At 70.1% G+C, this 15,834-nt stretch carries 13 protein-coding genes; 11 read left to right on the top strand and 2 right to left on the bottom strand.

Features of this window, described 5'->3' with window-relative positions; translation table 11 throughout:
* Positions 1–4: 4 nt before the first annotated feature.
* Genes ACTJJX_RS19450 through ACTJJX_RS19465 form a run of 4 tightly spaced genes read left to right on the top strand, consistent with a single transcriptional unit; the run spans position 5 to position 5,093 of the window.
* Positions 5–1,117, top strand: coding sequence for an ABC transporter ATP-binding protein (locus ACTJJX_RS19450; RefSeq protein WP_016852882.1), 1,113 nt, complete (start codon positions 5–7; stop codon positions 1,115–1,117).
* Positions 1,118–1,139: 22 nt separating this feature from the next.
* Positions 1,140–2,615, top strand: coding sequence for a mannitol dehydrogenase family protein (locus ACTJJX_RS19455; protein ID WP_003105368.1), 1,476 nt, complete (start codon positions 1,140–1,142; stop codon positions 2,613–2,615).
* Positions 2,612–4,120, top strand: coding sequence for a xylulokinase (gene xylB, locus ACTJJX_RS19460; RefSeq protein WP_073656842.1), 1,509 nt, complete (start codon positions 2,612–2,614; stop codon positions 4,118–4,120). Before ACTJJX_RS19455 ends, xylB begins: the two co-directional genes overlap by 4 nt.
* A 40-nt stretch (positions 4,121–4,160) precedes the next feature.
* A complete protein-coding gene (locus tag ACTJJX_RS19465) occupies positions 4,161–5,093 on the top strand; it encodes a carbohydrate kinase family protein (protein WP_016561907.1) in 933 nt (310 codons plus the stop codon).
* A gap of 42 nt (positions 5,094–5,135) precedes the next feature.
* Here the strand turns inward: ACTJJX_RS19465 and ACTJJX_RS19470 are convergent, their stop codons facing one another.
* Positions 5,136–6,371, bottom strand: coding sequence for an NAD(P)/FAD-dependent oxidoreductase (locus tag ACTJJX_RS19470; protein ID WP_003106867.1), 1,236 nt, complete (start codon positions 6,369–6,371; stop codon positions 5,136–5,138).
* A gap of 418 nt (positions 6,372–6,789) precedes the next feature.
* Here ACTJJX_RS19470 and ACTJJX_RS19475 point away from each other — a divergent pair, with 418 nt between their 5' ends.
* From ACTJJX_RS19475 to ACTJJX_RS19505, 7 genes are all read left to right on the top strand, one after another.
* Positions 6,790–8,025 carry an SfnB family sulfur acquisition oxidoreductase gene (locus tag ACTJJX_RS19475; protein WP_003106870.1) on the top strand — a complete coding sequence of 412 codons (1,236 nt, stop codon included), beginning with the start codon at positions 6,790–6,792 and terminating at the stop codon, positions 8,023–8,025.
* 10 nt (positions 8,026–8,035) lie between these two features.
* Positions 8,036–9,259 carry an SfnB family sulfur acquisition oxidoreductase gene (locus ACTJJX_RS19480; RefSeq protein WP_016852880.1) on the top strand — a complete coding sequence of 408 codons (1,224 nt, stop codon included), beginning with the start codon at positions 8,036–8,038 and terminating at the stop codon, positions 9,257–9,259.
* Between the two features lie 17 nt (positions 9,260–9,276).
* On the top strand, positions 9,277–10,665 hold the full coding sequence (locus ACTJJX_RS19485; protein ID WP_016852879.1) for an LLM class flavin-dependent oxidoreductase: 1,389 nt from the start codon (positions 9,277–9,279) through the stop codon (positions 10,663–10,665).
* 31 nt (positions 10,666–10,696) lie between these two features.
* On the top strand, positions 10,697–11,491 hold the full coding sequence (locus ACTJJX_RS19490) for a MetQ/NlpA family ABC transporter substrate-binding protein (RefSeq protein WP_003115004.1): 795 nt from the start codon (positions 10,697–10,699) through the stop codon (positions 11,489–11,491).
* Entirely contained in the window at positions 11,488–12,597 is a 1,110-nt protein-coding gene (locus ACTJJX_RS19495) for a methionine ABC transporter ATP-binding protein (RefSeq protein WP_003144045.1), read from the top strand. The genes ACTJJX_RS19490 and ACTJJX_RS19495 overlap by 4 nt, the downstream gene beginning before the upstream one ends.
* Entirely contained in the window at positions 12,581–13,234 is a 654-nt protein-coding gene (locus tag ACTJJX_RS19500; protein ID WP_003111646.1) for a methionine ABC transporter permease, read from the top strand. The genes ACTJJX_RS19495 and ACTJJX_RS19500 overlap by 17 nt, the downstream gene beginning before the upstream one ends.
* 177 nt (positions 13,235–13,411) lie before the next feature.
* Positions 13,412–14,539, top strand: a complete 1,128-nt coding sequence (locus tag ACTJJX_RS19505) for a glycerophosphodiester phosphodiesterase (RefSeq protein WP_003122702.1) — start codon at positions 13,412–13,414, stop codon at positions 14,537–14,539.
* A 65-nt stretch (positions 14,540–14,604) separates the two neighbouring features.
* On the opposite strand, the gene zapE is transcribed toward ACTJJX_RS19505, so the two are convergent.
* Positions 14,605–15,759, bottom strand: coding sequence for a cell division protein ZapE (zapE, locus tag ACTJJX_RS19510; RefSeq protein ID WP_003122701.1), 1,155 nt, complete (start codon positions 15,757–15,759; stop codon positions 14,605–14,607).
* Between the last annotated feature and the right edge of the window lie 75 nt (positions 15,760–15,834).

A 15,834-nucleotide genomic window follows, 5' to 3' on the forward strand; every position in this document is an offset into this window, starting at 1 on the left:
CGCCATGGCTGATCTCAAGATCCGCAACCTGCAGAAAGGCTTCGACGGCCAGGCCATCATCAAGGGCATCGACCTCGACGTCCGCGACCGCGAGTTTGTAGTCTTCGTCGGCCCCTCCGGCTGCGGCAAGTCGACCCTGCTGCGCCTGATCGCCGGCCTCGAAGAGGCCAGCGGCGGCAGCATCGCCCTCGACGGCACGGACATCACCGACACCCCGCCGGCGAAACGCGACCTGGCGATGGTCTTCCAGACCTACGCGCTGTACCCGCACATGACGGTGCGCAGGAACCTCTCCTTCGCCCTCGACCTGGCCGGCGTCGACAAGCGCGAGGTCGCCGCCAAGGTCGACGCCACCGCACGCATCCTCGAACTGCAAGCGCTGCTGGAGCGCAAGCCGCGCCAGCTCTCCGGCGGCCAGCGGCAGCGGGTGGCGATCGGCCGGGCGATCGTGCGCAACCCGAAGATATTCCTCTTCGACGAACCGCTGTCCAACCTCGACGCAGCCCTGCGCGTGCAGATGCGCCTGGAACTGGCGCGGCTGCACCAGGAACTGGCGGCGACCATGATCTACGTGACCCACGACCAGGTCGAGGCGATGACCCTGGCGGACAAGGTCGTGGTGCTCAACGGCGGGCGCGTCGAGCAGGTCGGCTCGCCGCTGGAGCTTTACCACCATCCGGCCAACCTGTTCGTCGCCGGCTTCCTCGGCACGCCGAAGATGGGCTTCCTGCGCGGCCATCTCAGCCGCAACCAGGGCGAGCGCTGCGAGGTCGCCCTCGAATGCGGCGCGCGCGTCGGCCTGCCGCTATGCGCCGGCGAGCTGGCAACCGGCAGCCCGGTGACCCTCGGCATCCGCCCGGAACACCTGAACATCGCCCGCCCGGGCCATGCCTTCCAGGGCCTGCTGCGGGTCGCCGCCGACGTCAGCGAGCGCCTGGGCAGCGACAGCTTCTGCCATGTCCGCGCCGACTCGGGGGAAATGCTCACCCTGCGCGTGCGCGGCGATTTCGCACCGGACTACGGCGCCCCCCTGGAGCTGGGCTTCGATCCGGAGCACTGCCACCTGTTCGACAGCAACGGCCAGGCCCTCGACAAACGACTGCAACAGGCGGCCTGAAGCCGCCAGCGGGAACCCACCGATGAAACTCAACCGGCAGCACCTCCCCCTGCTGGCGACCGCTGTCGCCCGCCCGTCCTACGACCCCGCGCAACTGCGCCAGGGCATCGTCCACATCGGCGTCGGCGGCTTCCACCGCGCGCACCAGGCGGCCTACACCGACGCCCTGATGAACCGCGGCGAAGCCCTCGACTGGGCGATCTGCGGCGCCGGCCTGCGCAGCGACGACCGCGCCATGCACGACGCCCTGGCCGCCCAGGACTACCTCTACACCCTCTACGAGCTGGGCGACCAACCGGACACCGAGGTCCGCGTGATCGGCGCCATCAGCGGCATGCTGCTCGCCGAGGACGGCGCCGAGGCGCTGCTGGAAAAACTTGCCGAGCCGGCCATCCGCATCGTCTCGCTGACCATCACCGAAGGCGGCTACTGCATCGACGATGGCAGCGGCGAGTTCCTCGCCGAGTTGCCGCTGGTGCGCCACGACCTGGCCAACCCGCGGACCCCGCGCGGGGTCTTCGGCTTTCTCTGCGAGGCTCTGCGGCGGCGCCGCGACACAGGCGTGCCGGCGTTCACCGTGATGTCCTGCGACAACCTCCCGCATAACGGCGAGGTGGCGCGCAAGGCGCTGCTGGCCTTCGCCGAACGGCTCGACCCGGGGCTGGCGCGCTGGATCGCGACGCACGTCAGCTTTCCCAACGCCATGGTCGACCGCATCACCCCGATGACCAGCCCCGCCCACCGCCGCCAACTGGCCCAACGGCACGACGTGGAAGACGCCTGGCCGGTGGTCTGCGAACCCTTCGTGCAATGGGTGCTGGAAGATCGTTTCAGCGCTGGGCGCCCGGCCTGGGAAAAGGTCGGCGTGCAGTTCACCGACGACGTCACGCCCTACGAGGAGATGAAGATCGGCCTGCTCAACGGCAGCCACCTGGCGCTCACCTACCTGGGCTTCCTGCGCGGCTACCGCTTCGTCCACGAGACCCTCGGCGACCCGCTGCTGCGCCGCTACGTGCGGGCCTTCATGGACCGCGACGTGGCCCCGCTGCTGGCACCGGTACCGGGGATCGACCTGGAACGCTACAAGGACAGCCTGGTCGAGCGCTTCGCCAACCGCGCCATCGCCGACCAACTGGAACGGGTCTGCTCGGACGGCTCGTCGAAGTTTCCCAAGTTCATCGTCCCCACCGCCAATCGGCTGATCGCCGCCGGCCGGCCGCTGGAACGGGTGGCCCTGGTGGTGGCGGCCTGGGCGCTGTACCTGGGCGGGGTCGACGAGCATGGCGAACGCTACCCGATTCCCGATCCGCGCGCCGCCGAATGCCAGGCGCTGGTTGCCGAACGCCACGGCCTGGGCCGGCGCCTGCTCGGCGTGGAGACCGTGTTCGGCCCGGCGATCCCGGCATCGGCGGCCTTCGTCGAGGCCTTCGAGCGGCTCTACGACAGCCTGCGCCGACACGGCGTCAGCGAAACCCTGCGCCAGGTACTCGGCGAATGACTCCGGAGGGCCGCATGCACGGATTGTTCCTCGGCATCGATTGCGGCACCCAGGGTAGCAAGGCGCTGCTGCTCGACGCCGGCAGCGGCCGCACGCTGGGCCTGGGCAGCGCCGCGCAGCGCCCGCCGGAAGGCCGCGACGGACGCCGCGAGCAGGACCCGGCGGACTGGCTGGAAGCCATGGCCAGCGCGGTACGCATGGCCCTGGAAGAAGCCGCGGTGGACGGCCGCGAGGTCCGCGCCCTGGCGGTTTCCGCCCAGCAGCATGGGCTGCTCCTGCTCGACGCCGAGGGCCGGGCGCTGCGCCCGGCCAAGCTCTGGTGCGACACCGAGAGCGCGGCGGAGAACCGCGAACTGCTGGAAGCCCTCGGCGGCCCGGCCGGCTCGCTGGAACGCCTGGGGCTGGTGCTCGCGCCGGGCTACACGCTGTCCAAGCTGCTCTGGAGCAGGCGACGCTTTCCCGAGCTGTTCGCCCGCGTCGCGCATATCCTCCTGCCCCACGACTACCTCAACCACTGGCTCACCAGCCGCGTCTGTAGCGAAGCGGGCGACGCCTCCGGTAGCGGCTACTTCGACGTGCGCCGGCGCACCTGGGCCAGCGACGTGCTGGAGCTGGTCGAGCCGGGCGGACGCCTGGCGGCAGCGCTGCCGGAGCTGATCGAGCCCGGCGCCTGCATCGGCAACCTGCGCCCCGAAGCGGCCGCCGCCCTCGGCCTGGCTCCCCACACGCGGGTCGCCTGCGGCGGCGGCGACAACATGCTCGCCGCCATCGGCACCGGCAACATCCGCCCCGGCCTGCTCACCGCCAGCCTGGGCACCTCCGGCACCCTGAGCGCCTATGCCGAGCGGCCGCTGGTCAGTCCGCACGGCGAGCTGGCGACCTTCTGCGCCTCGTCCGGCGGCTGGCTGCCGCTGGCCTGCACGATGAACCTCACCGGTGCCTGCGGCCTGGTACAGGACCTGCTGCACCTCGACCTCGACGAATTCTCCCGGCTGGCCGCCCAGGCGCCGGTCGGCGCCGAGGGTCTGCTGATGCTGCCGTTCTTCGACGGCGAGCGGGTTCCGGCGCTACCGCACGCCAGCGCCAGCCTGCATGGCATGACCGCGGCCAACCTGAGCCGCGCCAATCTTTGCCGGGCGGTGCTCGAAGGCACCGCCTTCGGCCTGCGCTACGGCCTCGACCTGCTGCGCGCCAGCGGCCTGCCGGGCGAGGAAGTCCGCCTGGTCGGCGGCGCGGCGAAGAACCCGCTGTGGCGGCGGACGCTCGCCGACCTGCTCGGCCTGCCGCTGGTCTGTCCGCGGCAGACCGAGGCCGCCGCCCTTGGCGCGGCGCTCCAGGCGGCCTGGAGCCTGGGCCGCGAAAGCGGCGCCGGTGAAAGCCTGGAAGCCCTGTGCCGGCGCTGCGTGGCGCTCGACGAGTCGACCCGCACCCAGCCCCAGGCGCGACAACAGGCGGCCTACGAACAGGCCTACCGGCGTTACCTGGAGCTCCTGCCTCCGCGATAATGGTCGCTTTCCTTCCTCTTCTGGCGTTTTGGAGATCTGCATGTACCTGGTGTGTGGCGAGGCCCTTTTCGATGTCTTCAGCCTGGAAAGCGCTGCGCGCAGCAACGAGCTGGGCTTCACCGCGATCGCCGGCGGCTCGCCGTTCAACGTCGCCGTCGGCCTGCGCCGGCTGGGCGTGGAGGCGGCGCTGTTCGGCGGGCTGTCCAGCGACTACCTGGGCACGCGGCTGCGCCGGGTGCTCGAAGAAGAAGGCGTGGACTGCGGCTTCCTGGTGCCCAGCGACGCCCCGACCACCCTGGCGATGGTCGGCCTCGACGCCAACGGCTCGGCGCAATACCAGTTCCGCGGCGACGGCTGCGCCGACCGCCAGGTGCGCCTGGAACACCTGCCGACGCTGGATGGGCGGATACGCGGGCTGCACGTCGGCTCCTATACCCTGGTGGTGACACCGGTGGCCGACACCCTGCTGGCGCTGGTCCGGCGCGAGAGCGGCCGGCGCCTGGTCAGCCTGGATCCCAACGTGCGCCTCGACCCGCAGCCGGACATCGACCTCTGGCGGCGCCGGGTCGAGGCCTTCGCCAGTCATGCGCACCTGATCAAGGCCAGCGAGGAAGACCTGGCCCTGCTCTACCCCGGCCGCGCCCCCGGCGAGGTGGCCCGCGACTGGCTGAACTCGCGCTGCCGGCTGGTCTTCGTCACCCACGGCGGGGCCGGCGCCAGCGTGCACTGCGCCCACGGCAGCTGGAGTCGCCCGGCGGATACCGCCCTGCCACTGCGCGATACGGTCGGCGCCGGCGATACCTTCCAGGCGGCGACCCTCGCCTACCTCCGCCGCCTCGACGCCGACAGCCCGGCCGGGCTAGCCGCGCTGTCGCGGGAAGCGATCGACGCGATGCTCGCCTTCGCCATCCGCGCGGCGGCGGTCACCTGCTCGCGGGTGGGGCCGGACCTGCCGTTCGCCCACGAGCTTTGAGGCCGGCCGTGCGGAGGGTCAGGCCGAGGGCTGCCGCCCGGTCTAGCGCCCCGGCCGCGCCAGCCACTCCCGGCCCTTGAGCATGGCGTTCCAGTACACCCAGGGCAGTACGTGGCGCTTGAGCAGCCAGGCGAAGCGGCTGGCCGCGGTGGGCTCCAGCGGGAAGGTCGGCAGCAGCTTGCCGGCATAGCCGAACTCCGCCAGCACTACCCGGCCGCGCTCGACGGTCAGCGGACAACCGCCGTAGCCGTCGTAGCGCAGCGGCAGGCCACGGCCGCTGCGCAGGCCGAGAAGGTTCTCGGCCACCACCACGATCTGCTTGCGCGCCGCCGCCGCGGTCTTCGCGTTGGCGGTGCCGCAGACATCGCCGAGGGCGAAGATCTCGCCATGACGGACATGTTGCAGGGTCGCCGGGTCGACTTCGCACCAGCCGGCCGCGTCGCCCAGGCCGCTGGCGGCGACGAAGGTCGGCGGCAGTTGCGGCGGCACCACGTGCAGCAGGTCGAAGTCCTTTTCCGCCAGATTGGTGTTGCCGTCGGCGTCCTTCACCTCGAACCAGGCCTTGCGCGCCGCGCCGTCGACCTTCACCAGGTTGGAATTGAACGCCAGCTCGGCCGAATACTTGCGCACGTACTCCATCAGCGGCGGAACGAAATCGGCGACACCGAACAACGCCGCGCCGGCCAGGTCGAACTCGACCTCGATGTCCTGCAGCACGCCCTCCCGCAGCCAGTGGTCGCAGGACAGGTACATGGCTTTCTGCGGCGCCCCGGCGCACTTGATCGGCATCGCCGGCTGGGTGAACAGCGCCTTGCCGCCGCGCAGGCCGCGCACCAGCTCCCAGGTGTAGGGCGCCAGGTCGTAGCGGTAGTTGGAGGTGACGCCGTTGCGCCCCAGGGTCTCCTCCAGGCCCTCGATGCGCTCCCAGGCCAGGCGCAGGCCGGGGCAGACGATCAGGTTGCGGTATTCCAGGCTGTCGCCGCCCTCCAGCAACAGTCGGCGCGCCTCGGGGTCGACCCGCTCGACGCGGGTGCGCAACCACTCCACGCCGGGCGGGACCAGCCCGGCCATCGGCCGCGCGGTGTCGCCCTGTGCGTAGGCGCCGCCACCGACCAGGGTCCAGCCCGGTTGGTAGTAGTGGGTGTCCGCCGGCTCGATCAGGCTGATACGCAACCCCGGCGAACGTTTCAGCAGGCTGGCGATCACGCCGATGCCGGCCGCGCCGCCGCCGATCACGGCGATGTCGGTGGTGAGTTCTGAAGCGTTAGCGCTCTGCATGGGAGTTCCTTCGACGATCCGAGTGGGTGGACGCGCGCCAGGCCGCCGCGCGCGAAACCCTATCACCCTAGCAGCACGGCGCCGGCGCGCGGCATCCGGCTGTAATCCGCCGGTAACTGTTGCCCTGGCAACAGCGGAGCAACAGGCAGCGCCCGCGGACCAGCAGAAACTGTTGGAGAAAACCTCCAACTCTTTGATTTTTCTATGGATTAGCAAACGGCACGGCTTGTGCAAACAGACCCGGCAGAGGCTTGGCGATCGCGCCAGCCACCTATCCGAACTGCCAGAGGTGCCCAGCGAGCATGTCGTTACCGCCTGTTTCCCCTCCCTCCTCCAGGCGTTCCACCCGCACCACCGAACCCGCGAGCCGCGCCACACCGATGCCGCTGGCGGAACCACCACGCTGCAAGGCTGAACCATGACCGACGAAACCGCACCCAAGGATCTTCGTGACCAGGCGCCCCGGCTACTCCCGGCACGCCTCATCGAGAACGACGCCCAGGCGTTGCAGGCCGCCCACGAGGTAGCCGGACTGGCCCGTCGCGAAGCGGCGCTACGCGACCGCGAACGACGCCTGCCCTGGCAGGAACTGGAACTCTTCACCCGCCTCGGCCTGGGCGGCATCGGCATTCCCCGCGCCCATGGCGGCGCGCAGGTTTCCCATGTGACCCTGGCCGAGGTGTTCCGTGTCATCTGTGCCGCCGACCCGGCCCTCGGACAGATTCCGCAGAACCAGTTCGGCCTGCTCAGCGTGATCGACAACGTCGCCAGCCCGGCGCAGAAACGCAAGCTGTTCCGTGGCATCCTCGACGGCCGCCGGCTGGCCAACGCCGGCCCGGAGCGCAATACCCGCCACACCCTGGAGCTGAAGGCGCGGGTCCGTCGCGACGGCGACGGCTACCGGGTCAGCGGCGAGAAGTTCTACTCCACCGGAGCCTTGTTCGCCCACTGGGTGGCGGTCAAGGCCATCGACGAGGAAGAACGCGCGGTGATGCTCTTCGTCGAGCGCGGCGCTCCCGGCCTGCGCATCGTCGACGACTGGTCCGGCTTCGGCCAGCGCACCACCGCCAGCGGCACGGTACTGCTGGACGAGGTTCCGGTAGCCGGCGACATGCTGATCCACAACGGCCTGCTGGCCGAGATCCCGAGCCTCCAGGGCGCCGTCTCGCAACTGATCCAGGCCGCCATCGACGCCGGCATCGCCCAGGCGGCGCTGGACGACGCCCAGGCTTTCGTCCGCGAACGCAGCCGGCCCTGGATCGACGCCCAGGTCGAACGCGCCAGCGATGAGCTCTACAGCATCGCCGAGGTCGGCCGCCTGCAAATCGAGCTGCACGCCGCCAACGCCCTGCTGGAGAAGGCCGGCCAGGTCCTCGACGAAGTGGCCGCGCGGCCGGTGGACGCCGAGTCGGCGGCACGCGCCTCGATCGCCGTGGCCGAGGCCAAGGTGCTGAGCACCGAGATCAGCCTGGCCGCCAGCGAGAAGCTCTTCGAGCTGGCCGGCAGCCGTGCCACGCTCGCCGAGTTCAACCTCGACCGGCACTGGCGCAACGCCCGCACCCATACCCTGCACGACCCGGTGCGCTGGAAAGTCCACGCGGTCGGCGACTACTACCTGAACGGCGCCCGTCCGGCGCGTCACTCATGGATCTGAGGAGCGCCCGATGAGCCTCGCACACGCTACGCGCGACAATCCCACGGCCGCTGCCCATCGCATCGGCAGCGACGACGAAGCCCTGGAAACGGCCCGCGAGCTGGCCGCCCTGTTCGCCCGCGAAAGCATCCAGCGCGACCGCGAGCGGCGCCTGCCGCTGGAAGAACTGGAACTGTTCTCCCGCTCCGGCCTGTGGGGCATCGCGGTGCCCCGCGAATACGGCGGGGCCGGCGTCTCGCGGGTGACCCTGGCGAAGGTGGTGGCGATCGTCAGCGCCGCCGACAGTTCCCTGGGGCAGATTCCGCAGAACCATTTCTACGCCCTCGAAGTGCTGCGGGTGAACGGCTCGCCGGCGCAGAAAGGTCGCCTGTTCGGCGCCGCCCTGGCCGGCGAGCGTTTCGGCAACGCCCTGGCCGAGATCGGCACGCGTACCGCCAGCGAGCGCCGTACCCGCCTGCGCGCCGACGGCGACGGCGACGGCTACCGCCTGGACGGGCGCAAGTTCTACTGCACCGGCGCACTCTACGCGCAGCGGGTGCCGACCCTGGCGGTGGACGACGAGGGCCGCCAGCAACTGGCCTTCGTCCCGCGCGACAGCGCCGGGCTGGAAATCGTCGACGACTGGTCCGGCTTCGGTCAACGCACCACCGGCAGCGGTTCGGCGCTGTTCGACCGGGTAGCGGTGGCCGCCGAGGACGTGGTCTCGTTCCAGGACGCCTTCGAGCGCCCGACCACCGTCGGCCCGCTGGCACAGATCCTCCACGCGGCGATCGACGCCGGGATCGCCCGCGGCGCCTTCGAGGACACCCTGCGTTTCGTCCGCGAGCGCGCCCGGCCCTGGGTCGACTCCGGCGTCGACAAGGCCAGCGCCGACCCACTGACCATCCACGAGATCGGCCGCCTGGCGATCCGCCTGCACGCCGCCGAAGCGCTGCTGGAGCGTGCCGGGCGGGTGCTCGACCGGGCCACCGCCGAGCCGGACGCGGAAAGCGTGGCGGCCGCCTCGATCGCCGTCGCCGAAGCCCGCGCGCTGACCACCGAGGTCGCCCTGCTGGCCGGCAGCAAGCTGATCGAGCTTGGCGGCAGCCGCGCCTGTCTCGCCGAACTCGGTCTCGACCGCCACTGGCGCAACGCCCGCGTACACACCCTGCACGACCCGGTGCGCTGGAAGTACCACGCGGTCGGCGACTACTACCTCAACGGCCGCCTGCCGCCACGCCGCGGCACGCTCTGAACGCCGAAGGAACCGCCATGAGCAAGAAGCAGATTCTCCTAAACGCCTTCAGCATGAATTGCGTCGGCCATATCAACCACGGCCTCTGGACCCACCCACGCGACCGCTCCAGCGACTACCGCAAACTGCGCCACTGGACCGAGCTGGCCCGGCTGCTGGAGCGCGGCCTGTTCGACGGCCTGTTCATCGCCGATATCCTCGGCGTCTACGACGTCTACCAGGGCGGCATCGAGGTGACCGCCCGCGAAGCCGTCCAGTTGCCGGTGAACGACCCGCTGATGCTGGTCTCGGCCATGGCCGGGGTCACCGAGCACCTGGGTTTCGGCGTCACCGCCAACCTCACCTACGAGGCGCCCTACCCGTTCGCCCGGCGGCTCTCGACCCTCGACCACCTGAGCGACGGGCGGATCGGCTGGAACATCGTCACCGGCTACCTGGAAAGCGCGGCCAAGGCCATGGGCCAGTCCGCGCAGATCGAGCACGACCGCCGCTACGACCGCGCCGACGAGTACCTGGAGGTCCTCTACAAGCTCTGGGAGGGCAGCTGGGAAGACGACGCGGTGCTCGCCGACCGCCAGCGACGGGTCTACGCGCGGCCGGAGAAGATCCACAAGATCCGCCACCATGGCGAGTTCTACCAGGTCGAGGGCTACCACCTCGCCGAGCCCTCTCCACAGCGCACCCCGGTGCTGTTCCAGGCCGGCTCCTCGGAGCGTGGCCTGGCCTTCGCCGCGCGCCACGCCGAATGCGTGTTCGTCTCCGGACAAACCCGCGAGGCCACCCGCCAACTGGTGCAGCGCATCCGCGCGGCGGTGGTCGGCGCCGGCCGTCGCGCCGAGGACATCAGGATCTTCATGGGCATCAACGTGATCGTCGCCGCCACCGCGGCCGAGGCCCGCGACAAGCATGCCGAGTACCGCCGCTACGCCAGCCCCGAGGCCGGCCTGGCGCACTTCGCCAGCTCCAGCGGCATCGACCTGTCGCGCTACGGGCTCGACGAGCCGATCCGCTACGAGAAGAACAACGCCATCGAGTCGGTGGTGAAGAACCTCACCGTGGCGCGCACCGACTCCACCGTGCGCAAGCTCCTCGACCAGTTGGCCCTGGGCGGCCGCTACGTGACCCTGGTAGGCGACCCGCGCCAGGTCGCCGACGACCTCGAAGGCTGGATCGCCGATACCGGCCTGGACGGCTTCAATCTGACCCGCACCGTGGAGCCGGAGAGCTACGCCGACTTCATCGACCTGGTGGTGCCCGAGTTGCAGACACGCGGCAGCTACAAGACCGCCTACGCACCCGGCACCCTGCGGGAGAAGCTCTTCGGCGGCGGCCGCGCGCGCCTGCAGGCGGAACACGCCGGCGCCGCCTTCCGCCAGCCCCCGGCCGCGCGCCAGCGCCAGGCCTGACCCCACTTTCCCTTTCGTTCAGGAGCCCACCATGCTGAACACCCTGAAAACCCTGAGCCTGGCCGTCCTCCTCGGCAGCGGCCCGGCCCAGGCCGCCGACGCCCCGCTGAAGATCGGCACCACCGCCGCCTTCGCCCCGCCGCTGGAAGTCGCCGTGAGCGAAGCCGGCAAGCAGGGACTGAAGGTCGAACTGGTCGAGTTCAGCGACTGGAACGCCCCCAACATCACCCTCGCCCAGGGCGACATCGACGCCAACTACTTCCAGCACGTGCCCTTCCTGGAAAACGCCAACCGCGAAGGCGGCTTCCAGTTGAAGCCGTTCGCGCCGGGGATCATCAACAACGTCGGGCTCTATTCGAAGCGCTACGCCAGCCTCGCAGAGTTGCCGGAAGGCGCCAGCGTGGCCATCGCCAACGACCCGATCAATGGCGGCCGCGGCCTGCAACTGCTACAGAAGGCCGGCCTGCTGAAGCTCAGGGACGGCGTCGGCTACAAGGCGACCCTCGACGATATCGTCGACAACCCGAAGGACATCCGCATCACCGAGCTGGAGGCGGTGCAACTGGCGCGCGCCCTCGACGATTTCGACCTGGCCCAGGGTTACCCGCACTACCTGCGCCTGGCCGGGACCATCGACCCGACCCGGGCACTGCTGTTCGACGGGATCGACAACCGGGAATACGTGATCCAGTTCGTCACCCGCGGCGACTACCAGGACCGCGACGGCCGCCTGGCGCGCTTCGTCGACATCTACCAGCATTCACCGGTGGTCCGCGCCGCGCTGGACAAGGCCCATGGCACGCTGTACCAGCCGGGCTGGGAGTGACGGCCATGACCGTTCCCCCGAGCCTGCTGCCCCTCGAACCGTTCCCGACGGCGCCCGACACGCGCGCCTCCACGCCGCACATCCGTCTCCACGGCCTGGGCAAGCGCTACCCCGGTGGAGTCCAGGCCCTGCGGGAGATCGACCTGGAAATCCGCCGCGGCGAAGTGTTCGGCATCATCGGCCGCAGCGGCGCCGGAAAGTCCTCGCTGATCCGCACCCTCAATCGCCTGGAGCGTCCCAGCGAGGGGCAGGTGCTGATCGACGACGAAGACATCGGCGGCTACGACGGCCAGCGCCTGGTCGCCCTGCGCCGACGCATCGGCATGATCTTCCAGCACTTCAACCTGATGTCGGCCAAGACCGTGTGGCAGAACATCGCCCTGCCGCTGCGGGTGGCCGGGGTGCCCCGGGCACGGATCGAGGAGCGGGTCGCCGGGCTGCTGCAACTGGTCGGCCTGGAGGAAAAACGCGACGCCTATCCGGCGCAGCTCTCCGGCGGGCAGAAACAGCGCGTCGGCATCGCCCGCGCGCTGGTGCACCAGCCGCAGATACTGCTCTGCGACGAAGCCACCTCGGCGCTGGACCCGGAGAGCACCCAGGCGATCCTCGCGCTGCTGCGCGACATCAACCGCCGGCTGGGCCTGACCATCGTCCTGATCACCCACGAGATGGCGGTCATCCGCGAGATCTGCGACCGCGTGGTGGTCCTCGAATGCGGCCGCATCGTCGAACAGGGCGAAGTCTGGGAAGTCTTCGGCGATCCGCGCCATGCCGTCACCCGAAGCCTGCTCGGCAGCCTGCGCGCCGCCCTCCCGGCCGACCTCCAGGCGCGCCTGCGCCAGGCTCCCGGCGCCGGCGACCCGGTGCTGCTCGATCTCCAGTACACCGGCGCCAGCCGACGGGTGCCGGACCTGCTGGCCATCGCCAGGGCCATCGGCCAGCGCGTCGACCTGCTCCACGGCGGCATAGAGCGTATCCAGGGCCGCGCCCTGGGGCGCCTGCTGCTACAGGTCGGCGCGCCGCCCGGCGAGCTTCCCGGCGTGCTGGCCAAGGCCGCGCTGGTGGCGGACAAGGTGGAGGTGCTCGGCCATGTCGCCCATGCTTGAACGGCTCTGGCAAGGTTTCCTCGATACCCTGCTGATGATCGGCGCGTCCTCCGCCATCGTCCTGCTGGTGGGTATCCCGCTGGCCCTGGTGCTGGTCACCACCGGGCCGGGCGGGATCTTCGAGGCGCGCCTGCTCAATCGCATCCTGGGCGGTCTGGTCAACGTGCTGCGCTCGGTACCCTTCCTGATCCTGATGGTGGCGCTGATTCCCTTTACCCGGATGATCGTCGGCACCAGCTATGGAGTCTGGGCCGCGGTGGTGCCGCTGACCATCGCCGCCACGCCGTTCTTCGCGCGGATCGCCGAGGTCAGCCTGCGCGAAGTCGACCACGGCCTGGTGGAGGCGGCCCAGGCGATGGGCTGCGAACGCCGCCACATCATCTGCAACGTACTGTTGCCGGAGGCGCGACCGGGCATCGTCGGCGGCTTCACCATCACCCTGGTGACCATGATCAATTCCTCGGCCATGGCCGGCGCGATCGGTGCCGGCGGCCTGGGCGACCTGGCCTACCGCTACGGCTACCAGCGCTTCGACACCCAGGTGATGCTCACCGTGATCATCGTCCTTGTGCTGCTGGTCACGTTGATCCAGTTCGGCGGCGACCGCCTGGCCCGCCTGCTGAACAAACGCCTGTAGAATCCGCCCTCCCGGCCTGGGAGGGCTGGCGCTTTACCGAGGGCGACAGGAACCAGCGTCGCCGCGACAGCGCATCTTTCCCCGCGCCGGACAGACCTGTATCTGTCGTCCTCCGGTCATCCGGCGACGCCAGACTGGTCGGCAATCCCGTGAAAAAGAAAGAAGGAAAGGCGCCTCATGCGGCAAAGATTCTGGCAAGGAACATTCAAGACCCTGGGCCTCCTCGGCCTGACAGCGGGGCTCGCCGCCCAGGCCGCGGAGCCGTCCGGCAAGGCCCTCAGCGCCGCCGCCGGCGTGCCCTGGCCGGCGGTCATCGCCCACCGCGGCGCCTCGTACGACGCCCCCGAGGAAACCGCCGCGGCCTACCTGCTGGCCCGCGACCTCGGCGCCGACTACCTGGAAGCCGACGTGCAGCGCAGCCGCGACGGCGTGCTGGTCGCCCTCCACGACGACACCCTGGAGCGCACCACCGACGTCGCCGAGGTCTTCCCGGAGCGCGCCAAGGACCCGGTGAGCAGCTTCACTCTCGCCGAACTCAAGCGCCTGGACGCCGGCTCCTGGTTCAATCGCGCCTTCCCCGAGCGCGCCCGGCCCGGCTTCGTCGGCCTGCGCATCCTCACCCTCGACGAGATGCTCGACATCGCCGAGGGCGGCGCCAACAAGCCGGGCCTGTACCTGGAGACCAAGGTACCGGCGCAATTCCCCGGCATCGAAGACGACCTGCGCAAGCTGCTGGAACGCCGCGGCTGGCTGCAACCCCGCGAGCGCGCCGCCGCCGGGCATGTCGACGTGGCCCACGGCAATGGCCGGGTGATCCTGCAGACCTTCGAGAAGAGCAGCCTGGAGCTGCTGCAAGAAAGCATGCCGCAAGTGCCGAAGATTCTCCTGCTGTGGCTCGGCGACGGTTACCTGGAAGCCCGTTCGCCAGTGACCTTCAAGGAATCCGGGGAAACCGACAAGGCGGCCTTCTACGCCAGGCAGGAAGTGAAGTCCGAAGCCGAGTTCGGCGCCTGGCTGGACTGGGCCAAGGCCCACGGCGCGCTGGGCACCGGGCCCTCGGCGACCCTCAGCGAACGCGGCGAACAGAGCTACGCCGACCTGGTGAAACCCTGGATGAACCGCATGACCCACGCGCGCGGGTTGTTCATCCATGCCTACTCGGTGGACTCGGCGGAAGACTTCAAGGCCCTAGGCGCGGCCGGCGTCGACGGTTTCTTCACCAACCGCACCTCGGAACTGCTGAAGTTCCAGGGCCGCCCGGCGGCGCAAGACATGGACGCGCTGCTGCGCCGGCACGGCTACTGAGCCTCGGCCTGGCCGGCGGATGAGCGCGGGCGGCCATCCGCAGTTCCCGCTTCGGCGGCGCGGCGCTAGCCGGCGCTGTCGCTGCCGAAGCGTGCCAGCTGCATCTCGCGCAGCCGGCTGAGGGTGCGACGGAAGGCGAAGGCCAGGTAGCCCTCGGTATAAAGTGCCTCCAACGGCACCCTGGCCTCCAGGTAGAGCGGCACCTTGCGGTCGTAGCATTCGTCCACCAGGGCGATGAAGCGCCGCACGCCGTCGTCGTGCACCGACAACTGCGGCAATTCGCGATCACCCGCCTCCACCAGTTGCGCGCCGTCCTCGGTGCCACGGGCTATGCGGCCTTCGCGCTGGCTGGCGCTCAGGCACGGCAGGTCGTCCATCAGGATCGCCCGGTAGCGGTCGCAAAGGCCGATGAAGTCCAGTGCCGACAGCGGCGCCTCGCAGAGCTGCGCATAGCTGCACCAGAGCACCGATTCGCTGTGCCGGTGCACCGCCAGCGGGCGGTGCCCCAGTTCGATGGGCTGCGTGGATGCCGCTTCGCCGGCACTCAGGCGCGCGAAGAGTTCGGCGAAACCGCTCGCCTGCCCCGCCTCCACCACCCAGTAGCGTTGCTCGGCCCGGCCGGGATGCAGGCGGTGGTCCTGGCCGCCATCCACCGCGACCACCGCCATGTGCCGCTGGATCGCCTCGATCGCCGGGAGGAAGCGTTCGCGGTTGAAACCGTCGGCGTACAACTGCTCCGGTGGCTGGTTGGAAGTGGCCACCAGCACCACGCCCTCCTCGAACATGATGCGCAGCAGGCTGCCGAGCAGGATGGCGTCGCCGATATCGCTGACGAACAGCTCGTCGAAGCACAGCACCCGCACGTCCCGCGCCAACTCGCGGGCCAGGGCGCGCAACGGGTCGGCTGTACCGGTCAGTTCGAACTGGCGCTGGTGCACCCATTGCATGAAGTGGTGGAAGTGCTGGCGCCGCGCGGGCACGCGCAGGCACTGGTAGAAGTGGTCCATCAGCCAGGTCTTGCCGCGTCCTACCGGTCCCCACAGGTAGACGCCCTGGATCGCGCCGTGGCGGTGCGGCTCGTGCAGGGCCTGGAAACAACGCTCCAGCGCCTCGGCTGCGCGCCGCTGCGCCTCGTCGGGAGCGAAACCGCGCTGTTCCACGGCCTGACGATAGGCGGCGAGCGGCGACATGGCCGGCAGATCGGGAGAGGTATCGGGCATCGGGCGGTTCCACCTGGCGCAGAGCGCGGAGCCAGACGCTCCGCAAAGCGCCGAGTCTACTGCGCCCGACTGGGT

The sequence above is a fragment of the Pseudomonas sp. 22490 genome, assembly GCF_052044465.1.
Classification (GTDB): Bacteria; Pseudomonadota; Gammaproteobacteria; order Pseudomonadales; family Pseudomonadaceae; genus Pseudomonas; species Pseudomonas aeruginosa.

What these genes read in the sequence shown, in the direction of transcription:
- ACTJJX_RS19450 (WP_016852882.1), top strand. Translation starts at nt 5, where the DNA reads ATGGCTGATCTCAAGATCCGCAACCTGCAGAAAGGCTTCGACGGCCAG.
- ACTJJX_RS19455 (WP_003105368.1), top strand. Translation starts at nt 1,140, where the DNA reads ATGAAACTCAACCGGCAGCACCTCCCCCTGCTGGCGACCGCTGTCGCC.
- xylB (WP_073656842.1), top strand. Translation starts at nt 2,612, where the DNA reads ATGACTCCGGAGGGCCGCATGCACGGATTGTTCCTCGGCATCGATTGC.
- ACTJJX_RS19465 (WP_016561907.1), top strand. Translation starts at nt 4,161, where the DNA reads ATGTACCTGGTGTGTGGCGAGGCCCTTTTCGATGTCTTCAGCCTGGAA.
- ACTJJX_RS19470 (WP_003106867.1), bottom strand. Translation starts at nt 6,371, where the DNA reads ATGCAGAGCGCTAACGCTTCAGAACTCACCACCGACATCGCCGTGATC.
- ACTJJX_RS19475 (WP_003106870.1), top strand. Translation starts at nt 6,790, where the DNA reads ATGACCGACGAAACCGCACCCAAGGATCTTCGTGACCAGGCGCCCCGG.
- ACTJJX_RS19480 (WP_016852880.1), top strand. Translation starts at nt 8,036, where the DNA reads ATGAGCCTCGCACACGCTACGCGCGACAATCCCACGGCCGCTGCCCAT.
- ACTJJX_RS19485 (WP_016852879.1), top strand. Translation starts at nt 9,277, where the DNA reads ATGAGCAAGAAGCAGATTCTCCTAAACGCCTTCAGCATGAATTGCGTC.
- ACTJJX_RS19490 (WP_003115004.1), top strand. Translation starts at nt 10,697, where the DNA reads ATGCTGAACACCCTGAAAACCCTGAGCCTGGCCGTCCTCCTCGGCAGC.
- ACTJJX_RS19500 (WP_003111646.1), top strand. Translation starts at nt 12,581, where the DNA reads ATGTCGCCCATGCTTGAACGGCTCTGGCAAGGTTTCCTCGATACCCTG.
- ACTJJX_RS19505 (WP_003122702.1), top strand. Translation starts at nt 13,412, where the DNA reads ATGCGGCAAAGATTCTGGCAAGGAACATTCAAGACCCTGGGCCTCCTC.
- zapE (WP_003122701.1), bottom strand. Translation starts at nt 15,759, where the DNA reads ATGCCCGATACCTCTCCCGATCTGCCGGCCATGTCGCCGCTCGCCGCC.